Genomic DNA, 15,090 nt, shown 5'->3' on the forward strand with positions numbered 1-15,090 from the left:
TCCCACCCGAAGGTGGAAGGGGCCCTTGACTGCTGTGACTAATTCAGAGAATTAGTTACCGGTCAGCTTCTTGCGTAGCTCAGCCAGTGCCTCATCGGAAGCCAGGGTGCCGGTTTCGGCAGGCTTCTCGGATGAGTATGAGGTGGGTGCAGCTTCGGCGGGAGCGGACGCGGGGACAGCAGCTGCTGCTTCTGCGTCGGCTTCGAGAGCCTTAGCGACCTGTACCTTGTGAGCTTCCCAGCGAGCCTGGGCGTCAGCGTACTGCTGCTCCCATGCTGCACGCTGGGTTTCGAAGCCTTCGAGCCATTCGTTGGTCTCGGGGTCGAAGCCCTCGGGGTACTTGTAGTTGCCTTCTTCGTCGTACTCTGCAGCCATGCCGTAGAGAGCGGGATCGAACTCGGTGGACTCGGGGTCTACACCTTCGTTGGCCTGCTTCAGTGACAGGGAGATGCGGCGACGATCGAGGTCGATGTCGATAACCTTGACGAACAGTTCGTCACCGACGGAGACAACCTGCTCTGCCAGGTCCACGTGGCGAACGGCGAGTTCGGAGATGTGGACGAGGCCTTCGATGCCGTCTTCAACGCGGACGAATGCGCCGAAGGGTACGAGCTTGGTGACCTTACCGGGTACAACCTGACCCAGTGCGTGGGTGCGAGCGAATGCCTGCCAGGGATCTTCCTGGGTAGCCTTCAGTGACAGTGAGACGCGCTCACGGTCGTGCTCAACGAGGAGGACCTCAACGGTTACTTCGTCACCAACTTCGACAACCTCTGAGGGGTGGTCGATGTGCTTCCAGGAGAGCTCGGATACGTGGACGAGACCGTCAACGCCGCCGAGGTCAACGAAGGCACCGAAGTTAACGATGGAGGAGACAACGCCGGTACGAACCTGGCCCTTTTCGAGCTGGTTGAGGAAGGTTGAGCGGACCTCTGACTGGGTCTGCTCAAGCCATGCACGGCGTGACAGAACAACGTTGTTGCGGTTCTTATCGAGCTCGATGATCTTGGCTTCGATTTCCTGGCCGATGTAGGGTGCCAGGTCGCGGACGCGACGCATTTCGACGAGTGAAGCGGGGAGGAAGCCACGCAGGCCGATGTCGAGGATAAGACCACCCTTGACAACCTCGATGACGGTACCGGTAACGACGCCGTCTTCTTCCTTGACCTTCTCGATGTCGCCCCAGGCGCGCTCGTACTGTGCGCGCTTCTTGGAGAGAATCAGGCGGCCTTCCTTGTCTTCCTTGGTGAGGACAAGAGCTTCAACGGTGTCACCAACAGAAACAACTTCGTCGGGATCTACGTCGTGCTTGATGGAAAGTTCACGTGAGGGGATAACGCCTTCGGTCTTGTAACCGATGTCGAGCAGTACCTCGTCGTGGTCAACCTTGACAACTTCGCCTGAAACGAGATCGCCGTCGTTGAAGTACTTGATGGTTGCGTCGACTGCTGCGAGGAATTCTTCTTCGTTGCCGATGTCGTTGATTGCAACCTGGGGAACGTTGGTGCTCATAGAGAGTAGGGCTCCAATATGGATAGTTTTCTAGGTCAATACAGGCAAGGCCTTACTGGGTCCCGCGGTGTAGCTTGTGGCTGTGGGCGGGGTAAGGTCCGCATGGTTCTCTGTATTGAGCGTTGATACGGACAATGTGATGTGCGGGTGTAGCGCGCGCCAAAGCGGGCAATGTACACGCACAGATTCAAGTCTAAGGCGCGTGCGGGTGCCGGTCAATGGTTTGACGAGCATTTTCACCGCGTGTTCACGGGAAAGTGGGGTGATGTTGGTCTTAACCCGTGCTCGGGTGTGTTGCACCGGCGTCCGCACGCCTTATGCCTGCCCTGCTAGTGCCCCGCCTCGTGCCAGGAGCGGCCCCAGCCGACCTGGACATCCAGGGGGACGCGCAGGGAGGCTGACCCGCTCATTTCTTCAACCAGGATGGCCTCGGCGAGCTTTTCTTCACCCGCGGCAACTTCGAGAATTAGTTCGTCGTGTACCTGCAGGAGTATACGGCTGGCAAGGTTTTTGCGGCGGAGGCGCTCGTCGATGTTGATCATGGCGATTTTGATGATATCGGCGGCCGTACCCTGAATGGGTGAGTTGAGGGCTGCGCGTTCGGCGGCTTCGCGGCGCTGACGGTTGGACGAGGCCAGGTCGGGCAGGGCGCGGCGGCGGCCAAACATGGTCTCGGTGTAGCCGGTCTTGTGGGCATCGCGCACGATGGAGCGCAGGAACCTGCCGACCTTACCGAAGCGCTGGAAGTAGTTGGTGCGCAGACTGGTCGCTTCGTCCACGCTGATTCCCAGCTGCTTTGACAGGCCGAAGGGTGAGAGGCCGTAGGCAAGACCGTAGCTCATGGCCTTGACCTTAGAACGCATCTCGAGGGTCACGTCTTCTGGCGCTACTCCGAACACCTCTGAGCCGACGAAGCGGTGCAGGTCCTCCCCTGCCTGATAAGCGGCGATGAGGTCTTCGTCGTCCGACAGGTGCACCATGATGCGCATTTCAATCTGGGAGTAGTCGGCGGTCAGCAGGGTGGTGTAGTCGGTGCCGTCGACCGGTTCGGGGGCCACGACAAAGGCGTCGCGGATCTTACGGCCTTCTTCGGTGCGAATCGGGATGTTCTGCAGGTTGGGGTCTGTTGATGAGAGACGACCGGTAGCCGCGACATTCTGCTGGTAGGTGGTGTGGATGCGGCCGTCTGCAGCGGTTGCCTTACCCAGCCCCTCAACAGTCTGCTTGAGCTTGGTGTAGTCACGGTAGGTTTGCAGCTCGCCCAGGAAGGAGGCCCCCTGGCTCTCGGGGTCTACCTGGCCGAGGATTCCCGCGAGCGAGTCGGCGTCGGTGGAGTAGCCGCTCTTGAGCTTGCGGGTGGCCGGTAGGCCCAGCTCGTCGAAGAGGACGCCCTGCAGCTGCTTGGGGGACGAGAGGTTGACCTCGTGGCCCAGAATTTCGTAGGCCGCTTCGGTGGCGCGGGTGACGTGTTCGCCGTAGTAGCCCTTGAGTTCCGAGATGGCACTGGCGTCGATTGCTACACCGGCGATTTCCATGCGGGCCAGGGTGGACGCAGCCGGCAGCTCAATTTCTTCGTAGAGGCCAAGCTGGTTTTTGGCAACCAGGTCAAGGTGTAGGGCGTAGGCCAGCTCTTGTACGTGGCGGGCGGCAAGGGCCTGGTAGTCGGTATCGACGGCAGGTTCGAGCGAGAAGAGCTCCCCCTGGTCTTCCTGCTCGGGAGCAGCCGGGTAAGTCTGCCCCAGGTAGTCGCGGGTGAGGTCTTCGAGCATCTCGCGGTGACCGCGGCGGCGGGCGGTGGGGATGAAGCCACAGACGTAGGAAGAGAGCACCGGGTCTTCAATGACGCCCGCTAGGGGCAGGTCGTAGGCGGCTAGCGACTTAAAGTTCTGCTTAACATCGAAGGTGATTTTGGGGGCGGACGCGTCCCCCAGCCAGTCGCACAGAGCCGCACGGACGCCGTCCGCCTGCTTCTCAAAATCAAGGTAAGCTGCGCGGGCACCGGCAACCAGCATGAGGCCGTGCAGGGCCTGTCCGTGGGCTAGCCCCTTTTCACCGACCTGCTCATCAACCACGGGCCAGAGGGTGATGGCCTGCGCCAGGCGTTCAGGTACTTCAACCGGCCGCTCAACCGCCGCGAGCGCTTCGGGGGCAGCTGCCAGGAAGGCGGTGAGGGCGTCCGCGCTGGTGATGGTTTCTACCGCTTCGATATCAATCTCAACCGCAGGTGTAGTTTGCCCCATGCCCTCAAAGAGCTCAGCGACGCGCTTGCGAATGGAATTGAACTCTAGGTAGTCAAAGAGCTCTTCTAGCTCCTCAGTATTAGGGCCGTAGCCCTCAGCATCATCGAGGGTCACCGGCAGGTCAAGGTCGTCCACCAGGCGGTTGAGACGGCGGTTGCGCAGCACGTCGTCGATATGCTCGCGCAGGGCCTCGCCCTTCTTACCCTTGATCTTCTCGGCGTTGTCCAGCACGCCGTTGAGGTCGCCGTATTCGTTAATCCATTTGGCGGCAAAGCCAGGGCCTACGCCGGGCACGCCCGGCAGGTTGTCCGCCTGTTCGCCGGTGAGGGCAGCAAGATCGGGGTAAAGGTGAGGTGCAACCTTATACTTTTCCTCGACGGCAGCGGGGGTCATGTAGCGGATGCCCTTGGTAGGGCCGGTCGTGACCGGGTACAGCACAGTAACGGTATCGGTCACCAGCTGGAAGGCATCACGGTCACCCGACACAATCTGCACCTCAAAGCCAGCCTCCCGCCCCTGACGGGTGTAGGTAGCGACAATATCGTCAGCCTCATAGCGCGGCAGGGTCACCGAAGGAATATTCAGGGCCGCCAGGGCCTTCTGAATCAGCTCGATCTGGCCAAAGAACTCCTGCGGGGTTTCATTACGCCCACCCTTATACTCACCGTATTCCTCGGTGCGGAAGGTTCCGCCAGAGAGGTCAAAGGCCACAATAATGTGGCTGGGCTGCTCATTTTTAATCAGGGAAATCAGGGTTGAGAGGAAGCCATGAACCGCATTGGTGTGCTGGCCCTCAGCATTCACAAAGACATCCACCGGGGTGCCGTAAAAAGAACGGAAAGCCAGGGAATGCCCGTCAATGAGCATGAGCTTACCGGGTGCAGGTGCAGAAATTTCAGGTCTAGTCATCACGCCTACCATCCTACCGCCTGCCCCTGCCCTACGATATGAAGGCAGACAATCTCCCCCTATTTTCTAAGGAGCACCCATGACTGAGACCCAGGAGCAGGACGCCCGCTACCAGCAGATACTTGAACAGCTAGGGACAGGGGCCCTGGCGCAGAAGCTGGGTATCACTATTCTCGAGGCCTCCCCCGAACTAACCGTCGCTACCATGCCGGTGGAGGGCAACACCCAGCCGGTGGGCCTGCTTCACGGGGGTGCTTCTGCCGCCCTGGCAGAAACCCTGGGGTCTATCTCCGCTTTTCTTTCGGTGGCAGAGCAGAAGAAGGCTGCTGTGGGCGTTGATTTGAACATCACCCACCTTCGCTCGGTGCGCTCCGGTACCGTCACCGCGACCTGCCGGGCGGTCAAGCTGGGCCGCACCGTCTGCGTCCACGCTATTGATATCACCGACGAGGCGGGCAAACTCATTGCCACCGCCCGCATCACCAATAACATTATCAACCTGCCCTAGCGGTCTACCCTAGCCCCGGTGTCTGCCCCCTAACTCCGGGCGGCCCGGGCGGCGTCCTGATAAACTGGCAGTCCGTGCAAACGCACACAAGACCACACAACACCAAGGAACCCCATGAAGAAGATTCCTCTGCTCGTGTGGATTATCGTCGCAATCCTCGGCGGTATCCTCATCGGTGCCTTCACCCCCGGCCTCGTCTCCGGCGTCAACGACGCCCTGGGAACAGCCATTCCCACCGACTTCGTCGTCCAGCTCTTTGTCTCCTTCTCCACCGTCTTTAGCGCCTTCCTGAGCTTCGCGATTCCGCTGATTATCATCGGCTTCATCGTGCCCGGTATCGGCTCACTGGCCAAGGGCGCAGGCAAACTGCTCGGCACCACCGTAGCTCTCTCCTATGCTTCATCTATCGCAGCGGGCTTCCTTGCCGTAACCGTGGCCCACTTCCTCTACCCCATCATCCTCAAGGGCCAGCAGCTCACCGCCTTCGAAAACCCCGAAGAAGCCCTCTCAGCCGGCTACCTGGAATTCACCCTTGACCCCATCATGTCGGTCATGAGCGCCCTGATTCTGGCCTTCATCATGGGCCTGGGCATCACCGCCCTGAACAGCAAGAACATGCTGAACCTCTTCCAGGACTTCCAGACCATCATCGAGAAGCTCCTGGGCTACGTCATCATCCCCCTGCTGCCCGTCCACATCGTCGGTGTCTTCGCCAACATGACCATGGCAGGCCAGGTCGGCCAGATTCTTGCAGTCTTCGGCAAGGTCTTCATCATGGTCATCATCCTGCACTGGGTCATGCTGGCTATCCAGTACACCGTCGCCGGCGCCGTCTCCAAGCGCAACCCCATCACCATGCTGCGCGGCATGCTGCCCGCCTACTTCACCGCAATCGGCACCCAGTCATCAGCCGCCACCATCCCCGTGACCGTGGCGTCCGCTAAGAACGTGGGCATCAAGGGCAAGATCGTGGACTTCGCGATCCCCCTCTGCGCCACCATTCACCTTTCCGGCTCCATGATTACCATTACCTCCTGCGCGGTTGCTGTGGTGTACATGACCAGCGGCTCCCTCAGCATCACCGCCATGATCCCCGTGGTTCTGGTTCTGGGCCTCATGATGGTTGCAGCTCCCGGCGTGCCCGGCGGTGCCGTGATGACCGCTATCGGCCTGCTCCAGTCCATGCTGGGCTTCGATGAGTCTATGATCGCCCTGATGATTGCCCTCTACTTGGCCCAGGACTCCTTCGGCACCGCCACCAACGTCACCGGCGACGCCGCTATCGCCTCACTCACCGAGCGCGTGGCTAGGGCCTTCGGCGCGGACGAGGACGACCTGCCCGAGACCGACGAGCTCAACGGCAGCCTGGCAGCAGCCCACTAACCTCCAGTTCACGAAAGGCTCACCATGACCGCAGCACGCCGCAAACTCATCGGCAATATCTTCCTGGTACTGACCCTCATCTTCACGGTGACGACCCTGAGCCAGGGCGGCCTCTGGTGGGCCGCTGTGACCGTCAGTGCCGCCATCACCCTCTGGGGAATCGGAACGAAGAGCGACCACAAGGACGCCCTCTAGCGCCCCGGAAGAGGGGCGGACGCCTACCTCACCGGCAGGCGTCCGCCCCCTTTTTTTTGGGATACAGCAAAGCCCGCTCCAGCAACATGCTGAGGTGGGCTTTGTTACAGGCTAGGGGGTGCTGCCCTACTGAACCTGCTTGACGATGGTTTCGGCGACCTCGCGCATGGAGAGGCGGCGATCCATGGAGGTCTTCTGAATCCAGCGGAAGGCCTCGGGCTCACTCAGGCCCATCTTGGTCATCAGCAGGGACTTAGCGCGGTCAACCAGCTTGCGGGTCTCGAACTGTTCCTTGATGCTGGTGACCTCGTCCTGAAGGGCACGGATCTGCTCGTAGCGGCTAATTGCCACCTCGATGGCGGGAATCAGATCGTTGGGGGTGAAGGGCTTGACCACGTAGGCCATGGCGCCTGCTTCGGTGGCGCGGTCTACCAGTTCTTTCTGACTGAAGGCGGTGAGCAGGACGACCGGGGCCAGCTGCTGCTCGCTGATTTGGCCGGCTGCTTCGATGCCGTCCATGATGGGCATGTTGACATCCATGAGCACCAGGTCGGGGCGGTGCTCCTCGGCCAGTTCTACAGCCTTTTTGCCGTTGTCGGTTTCGGCGATGACGTTGAAGCCCTGGTCTTTGAGGATTTCAACGATGTCGAGGCGAATGAGCGCCTCGTCTTCAGCGACGACGACGGTGCGTGCGGGCTGCTGATCGTGGTTCTCGGGCTCCTGGGTGGTCTGCTCTGACATACCCTGCTCCTTAGGTCGTTTCAGCGTTTGGTTGAGGTTCGCTATCTATTTTCGCACGCGCACAACCTTGTGGACGTGCATGCAACGGGTGACGGTGCGTACCCTCTTCGATTCCCATCATAGTCGGGAGCGGGCACTTTCTTCCAGGGTAAGGGCCGATTGGCTTTTAGCGGGCAAAAACGTGTATTGTAGAAGAGCTTTCGCACTTGCCCAAGTGGCGGAATTGGCAGACGCGCCGCACTCAAAATGCGGTTCTTCGGAGTGTGGGTTCGAGTCCCACCTTGGGCACAAAACAAGCCCTCGACCTGGTGAAATATTCAAGGTCGGGGGTTTTGCTTTTCCAAACAGGCTGTTTTGACTGCCTTTAGACAGCGAACGGCACAAAATCGGATTATAGGACATAACGGGTGCCCCACCCCGGGAAGTTTTGAGGTGAATCTGAGCATTGACGTCTATGCAGGCTTGGCCAGATACCGCCGGGTTTTTCTCACAGTGCAACCCTTGTGCTGCCTGTGTCCATAAGTGAGCGTGCTTGATATCGCTGAGCGTGCGTTTACCCGGTGCACATTCGGCGATTTAGTTCATGCGAGTAGGGACACACCTTCTGTCCTATAACTGAAAATCCGCCCACCCCGAAGGGTAGGCGGGCTGGTGAGGATACAAGACCGAAGCCAGGCTTTAATCTTGTGGTTCCTACGGCGGTTCGATTCAAAACCAAATCTCCGGTCCTGAATCACCATTAACCAGTCTACACCTGTCAGTCAGGTTAAAGTTCATTCTTCAACCAAAATAGGCAACTATGACCCCTATATGACGAAGAACTTTCCCGCAGGCAACCAGCGGCGGCGGGCGTCCTAACGCTCCGCTACCGCCTTAAGGCGGGCCAGACCGTGCTCGAAGTCCGCGCCATACGCTTCTGCATATTAAAGACCTTAAACATCACCTTCATCATCAGGTTCTGCTCGCCGCTCATCGACCACGACACCGCGGTGCCCTCGCCAACCTGCTGTAGCTTAAAGTGGCTGCGGTTCTTAGCGGCCCAAGACTTGATGAATTCGATATCAACCTCAACCAGGTCGTCCTGCACGGTCACCACGGTCGTGCGGCCCTCGCCGGCCTTCTTATTGCCCACCCAGGCCATCTTTGCGCCGACGCCACGTTCAGCACCGGAGTAGGTCTGCTGCATAGCGGAGTCAAGCTCCTGCCAGGGTGACCAACTCCCCCAGGCGTGCAGATCCTCAATCAGGGCGCGAACCTGATCAACGGGAGCATCAATAGCGGTGGAGCGAGTGAGTAAAGTATTTGTCATGTCAACCATTCTGCCCAGACGAAGGCCCCGCCCCTTCATCGTAATGAAGCGGCGGGGCCTTGATGTCAGCTCCTAGGAGCGGGCTAACCCTTAGTCAGTGTAGGGGCCAACCTGCTCGCGGGCCTCGGGGAGCACAGCACCGGCGTCATCAAGGTCACCAACGCGGTGAACCTTGACGGTGTTGGTGGAGCCTGCAACGCCGGGAGGTGAACCGGCAGCCATGACGACCATGTCGTTGGCCTGAGCCAGACCGTTAGCCAGCATGTAGCGGTCGACCACGGCGGTCATCTCGTCGGTGTCCTTAGCGGTGGGTGAAACCGCTGCCTCAACGCCCCACAGCAGGGAGAGGAAGGCACGCACGGAGGGCTCGGGGGTCAGGGCAAGCACAGGCTTGGCCGGACGCAGGCGGGCCAGACGGCGAGCGGTGTCACCAGACTGGGTGAAGGTGGCGATGTACTTAACATCCAGCTGGTCAGCGATGTTGACCGCTGCGCGGGTGATAGCGCCACCGCGGGTCTTAGGTGAGGTGCCCAGTTCGGGAACGCGGAAGAGGCCGCGCTCTTCAGTGGACTTGATGATGCGGGCCATGGTCTGGATGGTAATAATGGGGTACTTACCCACTGAGGTTTCACCGGAGAGCATGACAGCGTCGGCACCGTCGAGGATAGCGTTCGCGCAGTCAGAGGCCTCTGCACGGGTGGGGGTGGGGTTCTGGATCATGGTTTCCAGCACCTGGGTTGCCACGATAACGGGCTTTGCCCAGCGGCGGGCCAGTTCGATGGCGCGCTTCTGTACCAGGGGAACCTCTTCGAGGGGGAACTCCACGCCCAGGTCGCCACGGGCGACCATGATGCCGTCGAACTTGTCGACAATATCCTGCAGGTTTTCAACTGCCTGGGGCTTTTCAATCTTGGCGATGACGGCGATCTTACGGCCTTCTTCTTCCATGATTTCGTGGACGCGCTGGATGTCGTCGCCGGAGCGGACGAAGGAGAGAGCGATGATGTCCACGCCCAGGTTCAGGGCGAAGCGCAGGTCGCGCTCGTCCTTCTCGGTGAGGGCGGGGATGGAAACAGCAACGCCGGGCAAGTTGATGCCCTTGTTGTTGGAGATGGGGCCGCCGACGATGACGCGGGTGGTCACGGTGGTCTCGTCAACTTCGATAGCTTCGAGGCGGATCTTGCCGTCATCAATCAGCAGGGTGTCGCCGGGCTTGACGTCGTCGGGCAGACCCTTGAAGGTGGTGCCGCAGATTTCCTTGGTGCCTTCAACATCTTCGATGGTGATCTTGAAGGTGTCACCGGGTTCGAGAACCTCAGCGCCATTCTTGAAGGTTTCAAGGCGAATCTTGGGGCCCTGAAGGTCGGCGAGAATCGCGACGTTGTGACCAAGCTTTTCGGCCTGCTCGCGGATGGTTGCGTATGAGTTGGTGTGAACCTCGTGGTCACCGTGGCTCATGTTCAGGCGGGCGACGTTCATGCCCGCTTCGATAGCCGCTGCAATTTTCTCGGGTGCAGAAATTGCGGGGCCAATAGTACAAACAATCTTTGCGCGTCTCATCAATCAACCTTAGGTTTGTAGGGGCCTGAGAACCTTTGGCGTGGTTTCTGTCGGTAGCGGATTGACCACCGCCAACAACCAACATATTCACAGATAGTCAGCATGAAACCAACATGTCCACACCTCATTATACGTTGTTTCGTGAGGTTTTGGTGGAGGCATTGGGTACTTTCTGTGTAAATATTCGACACAAACCCCACCAAAACACACATAAACAGTCACAAACAAACAAAATCTGTCATCTAGCTTGTCAGCTTTGAGAGCACACGCCCCGGGCGCGTATCCTGAATGCAGAACACAACGCTAGCTACCCAACCGCAAACCGACGAAAGAGTGCCCATGCCTACCCCGAACGTCCTCATCCTCTTCGGCTCCACCTACGGCCATACCGAACGCTACGCCCACTGGATCGCAGAAGACCTGCGCGCCCACGCGTCCGCACCGCAGGTGACCCTCTCCCCCGTCGCCGAAGCCACCGACGAAATGATTGAAGCGGCCGACGTACTCATCGTCGGCGCCAGCTACCTGGGCGGCTTCCTCACCGGCGCCCCCACCCTGCGCAAGCGCCGCGAAGCCATGCTCACCGTGCCCAACCGCGTCTTCTACACCGTCTCCTTCAACGGCACCGAAGTTTACCCCCGCTCCTACCTCGACGAGCGCGTCATGAAGAGCTACAAGGCGGACGTTGCCGGCGACCGCCCCGCCTTCCACTTCCGCGGGGGCCTCAAGATGGACGAAATGTCCAAGCTGCACAAGACCGCCCTCACCGGCGTCAAGACCGCCTACAAGCTCAAGCCCAAGCAGAACGAGTACGACAAGCAGCTCATCGAAGCCTTCGAGAACGGCGGCGCCGACCACACCAACCGCGAATGGACCAAGCCCCTGGTCGCCGAGGTCGAAACCTACCTGACCGACATCGCCGCCTCCTAGCGATGAAAACACTACTGATCGCCTACGGTAGCCAGTACGGCTACACCGAGCAGTACGCCCGCTGGATCAGCCAGCAGCTAGAGGGGCACTTTGCCACCCAGCTACTCCCCCTAGACCAGCTGACCGAACGCGCCGTAGCCGACGCGGACGTCCTGGTGGCGGGCCTGAGCGACTACGGCGGGTTCCTCACCGGCGCCCAGGAGCTCAAGAAGTACGAGCAGGAACTGAGGTTCAAGCCCTTTGCCCTCTTCACCGTCTCGTTTAGTGGCCTGGCAGGGGCAAGCCAGCAGAAGCTCGATACCCTGCTGGCCAAGAACCTGGGCGAGAGCCTGGTTCAGGACGCCCTGGGCACCTTTCACCTGCGCGGCGGCCTCGACCACACCCGGCTTTCTTTCAAGCACAAAACCGTGATGGTGGGCATCCGCTCGGCCATTGCCGCCCTGCCTAAGAAGTCTGATGCTAACCAGCAGATGCTCGATAGCTTCACCCGCAAAACCGTTGACTACTCCAGTCAAGAGCAGGTTGAACCGCTGGTCGAGGCAGTAGCCGCCCTAGCCTAAGGCAAGACCAAGGCACCACAGAAAACCGGCCCCGCCCCAGAATCTCTGGGACGGGGCCGGTTTCTTTTACCGTTTTTGTTCGAAAAGGGAGGCAGATTCACGCTCGCTGCCGACCCTCTCGCCGGTTCACTTCGCTCACAAGCGATTCACGCCAGCCGCCGAGCCAGCAGCTTCGCTGCGAATCTGCCTCCCTTTCTATCTAGAGCGCCAAATCAATCGCCCGGTCGCTGGGAGCTACCGGTGAGGGCAGTTCTGTGGAGCCGGTCAGGTGCTTTTCGACGGCTGCGGCGCAGGCGCGTCCTTCGGCGATAGCCCACACGACCAGGGACTGGCCGCGTCCGGCGTCGCCGCAGGAGAAGACGCCGGGGACGTTGGTCATGTAGTTCTCGTCGCGGGCCACGTTGGTGCGGCGGTCGAGTTCTGCACCGACCTGGGTGATGATGGCATCGTTTTCCTGGCCGGTGAAGCCCAGGGCTAGGAAGACCAGGTCAGCGGGGATTACGTGTTCGGTGCCTACCTTGGGAACGCGGCGGCCGTCGGGTAGGTATTCGGTTTCTGCGACCTTGAGGCCGGTGAGTTTACCGTTTTCGCCCACGAATTCGACGGTTGAGGCTAGGTACTTGCGTTCGCCGCCTTCTTCGTGGGATGAGGATATCTCGAAGACCTTGGGGAACATGGGCCAGGGCTCGTGGTCGGCGCGGTTTGCCGGGGGCTGGGCGCCGATGGCCAGGGTGGTGATGGAGGCAGCTCCCTGGCGGACGGCGGTGCCGATGCAGTCTGAGCCGGTGTCGCCACCACCGAGTACGATTACATGCTTACCCGCTGCGTCGATGGTGGGGGCGGCGAGATCACCTGCTACCACGCGGTTGGCTTCGGTCAGGTAAGGCATGGCGTAGTGGACGCCGTCCAGGTCGGCCCCGGGGATGGGCAGGGCGCGGGGGGCGGTGGCGCCGGTGGCCACGATGACGACGTCGTAGCGGCGCTTGAGGTCATCCCAGGTGATGTCCTTGCCGATTTCAATGCCGGTGCGGAAGCGGGTACCTTCTGCCTTCATAACCTCGATACGGCGGTCAACGATATCTTTTTCTAGCTTGAAGTCGGGGATGCCGTAGCGCAGCAGGCCGCCCACCTTGTCGTCGCGTTCGAAAACAGCAACGGTGAAGCCTGCCTGGGTGAGCTGCTGGGCTGCGGCTAGGCCGGCGGGGCCTGAACCGACCACTGCCACGGTCTTATCGAGCATACGGTCGGGCATGATCGGCTCGATATAGCCGCCCTCGAAAGCCTGCTCGGCGATCGAGTACTCGATCTGTTTGATGGTTACCGCGGGCTGGTTGATGCCCAGCACGCAGGAGGTTTCGCAGGGAGCCGGGCACACGCGTCCGGTGAACTCCGGGAAGTTGTTCGTCGCGTGCAGGCGTTCCACAGCCTTTTCGGTCTGCTCACGCCAGGTCAGGTCGTTCCATTCAGGGATCAGGTTGCCGAGGGGGCAGCCGACGTGGCAGAAGGGAACGCCGCAGTCCATGCAGCGGGAGGCCTGGGTCTTGAGAACTGCTGAGTTCTGGGCGACCTGCACCTCGTTCCAGTCAAGGATGCGCACGGGGACGGGGCGCTTGGGTCGGTCTTGACGGGTGGTTACTTTCAGAAAACCGCGGGGATCAGCCACGAGCGGTCACCTCCAAAATCTTGTTCCAAACCTGCATGGATTCGGTGTCTTCGCCGGCGGCTTCGGCCTCGGCACGGATAGCTTGTACGGCGGCGAAGTCGCGCGGCAGTACCTTGGTGATGCGGGCGTAGGTGCCCTCCAGGTCTTCCAGCAGGGCGGACGCCAGGGTTGAGCCGGTCTCGGTACGGTGGCGGGTCAGCAGCTGGGCAACCTCGGCGCGGTCGTCCTCGGTCAGTTCCAAGAAGCCGAGTTCGCCGGATTCACGGGACTGCTTGTTGACCTTGGCCATATCGAGGTCGAGCACGTAGGCGGTACCGCCGCTCATGCCCGCGCCGAAGTTACGGCCGGTTGAGCCCAGAATCAGGGCCTTGCCACCGGTCATGTATTCGCAGCCGTGATCGCCGATGCCTTCAACAACGGCAGTGGCACCGGAGTTACGAACTAGGAAACGCTCACCGACGATACCGCGGATAAACATTTCGCCGCTGGTGGCGCCGTAGCCGATGACGTTACCGGCTACCACGTTCTCTTCGGCAACCAGGGGGGCTGCGGCGTCCGGAGCCACAATAATGCGGCCGCCGGAGAGGCCCTTACCCACGTAGTCGTTGGAGTCGCCGGTCAGGCGGATGGTGATGCCCTGCGGCAGGAAGGCGCCCAGAGACTGGCCCGCGTGGCCAGTCAGGTTGAGGGTGATGGAGTCGTGGTCCAGCACCTCAATACCGAAGGTTTTGGTGACGGTGTGGCCCAGCATAGTCCCCACGGAGCGGTCGGTATTGGCCACTGGTGAGTCGATAGCAACCGGGGTGCGGTCGCTCAGAGTGGCCTGGGCGGCTGCGATGAAGGTGTTGTCGATGTGCTGGTCGAGTTCGTGGTCCTGGTCCTTGAGGTGGCGGATACCCCGCCCCTCGTATTCGACGGCGGTGGAGGTGAGCACCTTGGTCAGGTCAAGGCCGTCGGCCTTCCAGTGGTCGATGGCCTGAGACATGTCGAGCACCTCGGCGTGGCCAATAGCTTCGTCCAGGGTGCGGAAGCCCAACTGGGCCAGATATTCGCGCACCTCTTCAGCGATGAACTCGAAGAAGTTGACCACATGGTCTGCCTGTCCGGTGAAGCGGGCGCGCAGGTCGGGGTTCTGGGTAGCGACACCCACGGGGCAGGTGTCCAGGTGGCACTTGCGCATCATGATGCAGCCTTCGACGACCAGGGGTGCGGTGGCGAAGCCGTATTCTTCGGCACCCAGCAGGGCAGCGATGATGACGTCGCGGCCGGTCTTGAGCTGGCCGTCTGCCTGCACCACCACGCGGTCGCGCAGGCCGTTGATCATGAGGGTCTGTTGGGCTTCAGCCAGGCCCAGCTCCCAGGGGGCACCTGCGTGCTTGAGGGAGTTGAGCGGGGCTGCGCCGGTGCCGCCATCGTGGCCCGAGATGAGCACGACGTCCGCCTTAGCCTTGGTGACGCCTGCGGCCACGGTGCCGATACCGATTTCGGACACCAGCTTGACGTGGACGCGGGCGGACGGGTTAGCCCGCTTGCAGTCGTAGATGAGCTGGGCGAGGTCCTCGATGGAGTAGATATCGTGG

12 protein-coding genes and 1 tRNA gene are annotated in these 15,090 nt (G+C 60.7%); 6 read left to right on the forward strand and 7 right to left on the reverse strand.

The genetic code is table 11. From position 1 onward, the window contains the following. Positions 1-51: 51 nt before the first annotated feature. Both rpsA and polA read right to left on the reverse strand, forming a co-directional pair. Positions 52-1,512 carry a 30S ribosomal protein S1 gene (gene rpsA / locus E4U03_RS04960; RefSeq protein WP_135012065.1) on the reverse strand — a complete coding sequence of 487 codons (1,461 nt, stop codon included), beginning with the start codon at positions 1,510-1,512 and terminating at the stop codon, positions 52-54. A 329-nt stretch (positions 1,513-1,841) separates the two neighbouring features. After that, positions 1,842-4,661, reverse strand: a complete 2,820-nt coding sequence (gene polA, locus E4U03_RS04965) for a DNA polymerase I (RefSeq protein WP_135012067.1) — start codon at positions 4,659-4,661, stop codon at positions 1,842-1,844. 79 nt (positions 4,662-4,740) lie between these two features. Between polA and E4U03_RS04970 the strand changes: the two genes are divergently transcribed. The 3 genes from E4U03_RS04970 to E4U03_RS12775 all read left to right on the forward strand — a co-directional run bounded on the left by E4U03_RS04970 (position 4,741) and on the right by E4U03_RS12775 (position 6,747). Beyond that, a complete protein-coding gene (locus tag E4U03_RS04970; protein WP_135012069.1) occupies positions 4,741-5,169 on the forward strand; it encodes a PaaI family thioesterase in 429 nt (142 codons plus the stop codon). A gap of 114 nt (positions 5,170-5,283) precedes the next feature. Next, positions 5,284-6,552 (forward strand): dicarboxylate/amino acid:cation symporter, encoded by a 1,269-nt coding sequence (locus E4U03_RS04975; RefSeq protein WP_135012071.1) that lies wholly within the window; start codon positions 5,284-5,286, stop codon positions 6,550-6,552. Between the two features lie 24 nt (positions 6,553-6,576). Beyond that, a complete protein-coding gene (locus tag E4U03_RS12775; protein ID WP_167752293.1) occupies positions 6,577-6,747 on the forward strand; it encodes a hypothetical protein in 171 nt (56 codons plus the stop codon). A 126-nt stretch (positions 6,748-6,873) separates the two neighbouring features. Here the strand turns inward: E4U03_RS12775 and E4U03_RS04980 are convergent, their stop codons facing one another. Continuing rightward, positions 6,874-7,488 carry an ANTAR domain-containing response regulator gene (locus E4U03_RS04980; protein WP_135012073.1) on the reverse strand — a complete coding sequence of 205 codons (615 nt, stop codon included), beginning with the start codon at positions 7,486-7,488 and terminating at the stop codon, positions 6,874-6,876. Positions 7,489-7,696: 208 nt separating this feature from the next. Between E4U03_RS04980 and E4U03_RS04985 the strand changes: the two genes are divergently transcribed. After that, positions 7,697-7,776 (forward strand) — tRNA-Leu (locus E4U03_RS04985). Between the two features lie 577 nt (positions 7,777-8,353). Here E4U03_RS04985 and E4U03_RS04990 read toward each other — a convergent pair. Continuing rightward, complete coding sequence (locus tag E4U03_RS04990; RefSeq protein ID WP_167752295.1) at positions 8,354-8,797, reverse strand: SRPBCC family protein; 444 nt, start codon at positions 8,795-8,797, stop codon at positions 8,354-8,356. Between the two features lie 90 nt (positions 8,798-8,887). Continuing rightward, a complete protein-coding gene (gene pyk, locus E4U03_RS04995; RefSeq protein ID WP_135012077.1) occupies positions 8,888-10,357 on the reverse strand; it encodes a pyruvate kinase in 1,470 nt (489 codons plus the stop codon). A 339-nt stretch (positions 10,358-10,696) separates the two neighbouring features. Between pyk and E4U03_RS05000 the strand changes: the two genes are divergently transcribed. Further along, entirely contained in the window at positions 10,697-11,287 is a 591-nt protein-coding gene (locus E4U03_RS05000; RefSeq protein ID WP_135012079.1) for a flavodoxin domain-containing protein, read from the forward strand. A 2-nt stretch (positions 11,288-11,289) separates the two neighbouring features. After that, the gene (locus tag E4U03_RS05005; RefSeq protein WP_167752297.1) at positions 11,290-11,847 is read left to right on the forward strand and encodes a flavodoxin domain-containing protein; all 558 of its coding nucleotides are present in this window, start codon (positions 11,290-11,292) and stop codon (positions 11,845-11,847) included. Positions 11,848-12,046: 199 nt separating this feature from the next. Here the strand turns inward: E4U03_RS05005 and E4U03_RS05010 are convergent, their stop codons facing one another. After that, entirely contained in the window at positions 12,047-13,510 is a 1,464-nt protein-coding gene (locus E4U03_RS05010; RefSeq protein WP_135012083.1) for a glutamate synthase subunit beta, read from the reverse strand. Next, positions 13,503-15,090, reverse strand: a 1,588-nt coding sequence (locus E4U03_RS05015; RefSeq protein ID WP_245207667.1) for a glutamate synthase-related protein, incomplete at its 5' end; no start/stop codon positions are given. The genes E4U03_RS05010 and E4U03_RS05015, both read right to left, overlap by 8 nt.

Source organism: Rothia nasimurium (genome assembly GCF_004569295.1).
Taxonomy (GTDB): Bacteria; Actinomycetota; Actinomycetes; order Actinomycetales; family Micrococcaceae; genus Rothia; species Rothia nasimurium_B.

Excerpts from the sequence above, each read along its gene's own strand:
- rpsA (WP_135012065.1), bottom strand. The coding sequence starts at position 1,512 with ATGAGCACCAACGTTCCCCAGGTTGCAATCAACGACATCGGCAACGAA.
- polA (WP_135012067.1), bottom strand. The coding sequence starts at position 4,661 with ATGACTAGACCTGAAATTTCTGCACCTGCACCCGGTAAGCTCATGCTC.
- E4U03_RS04970 (WP_135012069.1), top strand. The coding sequence starts at position 4,741 with ATGACTGAGACCCAGGAGCAGGACGCCCGCTACCAGCAGATACTTGAA.
- E4U03_RS04975 (WP_135012071.1), top strand. The coding sequence starts at position 5,284 with ATGAAGAAGATTCCTCTGCTCGTGTGGATTATCGTCGCAATCCTCGGC.
- E4U03_RS12775 (WP_167752293.1), top strand. The coding sequence starts at position 6,577 with ATGACCGCAGCACGCCGCAAACTCATCGGCAATATCTTCCTGGTACTG.
- E4U03_RS04980 (WP_135012073.1), bottom strand. The coding sequence starts at position 7,488 with ATGTCAGAGCAGACCACCCAGGAGCCCGAGAACCACGATCAGCAGCCC.
- E4U03_RS04990 (WP_167752295.1), bottom strand. The coding sequence starts at position 8,797 with ATGACAAATACTTTACTCACTCGCTCCACCGCTATTGATGCTCCCGTT.
- pyk (WP_135012077.1), bottom strand. The coding sequence starts at position 10,357 with ATGAGACGCGCAAAGATTGTTTGTACTATTGGCCCCGCAATTTCTGCA.
- E4U03_RS05000 (WP_135012079.1), top strand. The coding sequence starts at position 10,697 with ATGCCTACCCCGAACGTCCTCATCCTCTTCGGCTCCACCTACGGCCAT.
- E4U03_RS05005 (WP_167752297.1), top strand. The coding sequence starts at position 11,290 with ATGAAAACACTACTGATCGCCTACGGTAGCCAGTACGGCTACACCGAG.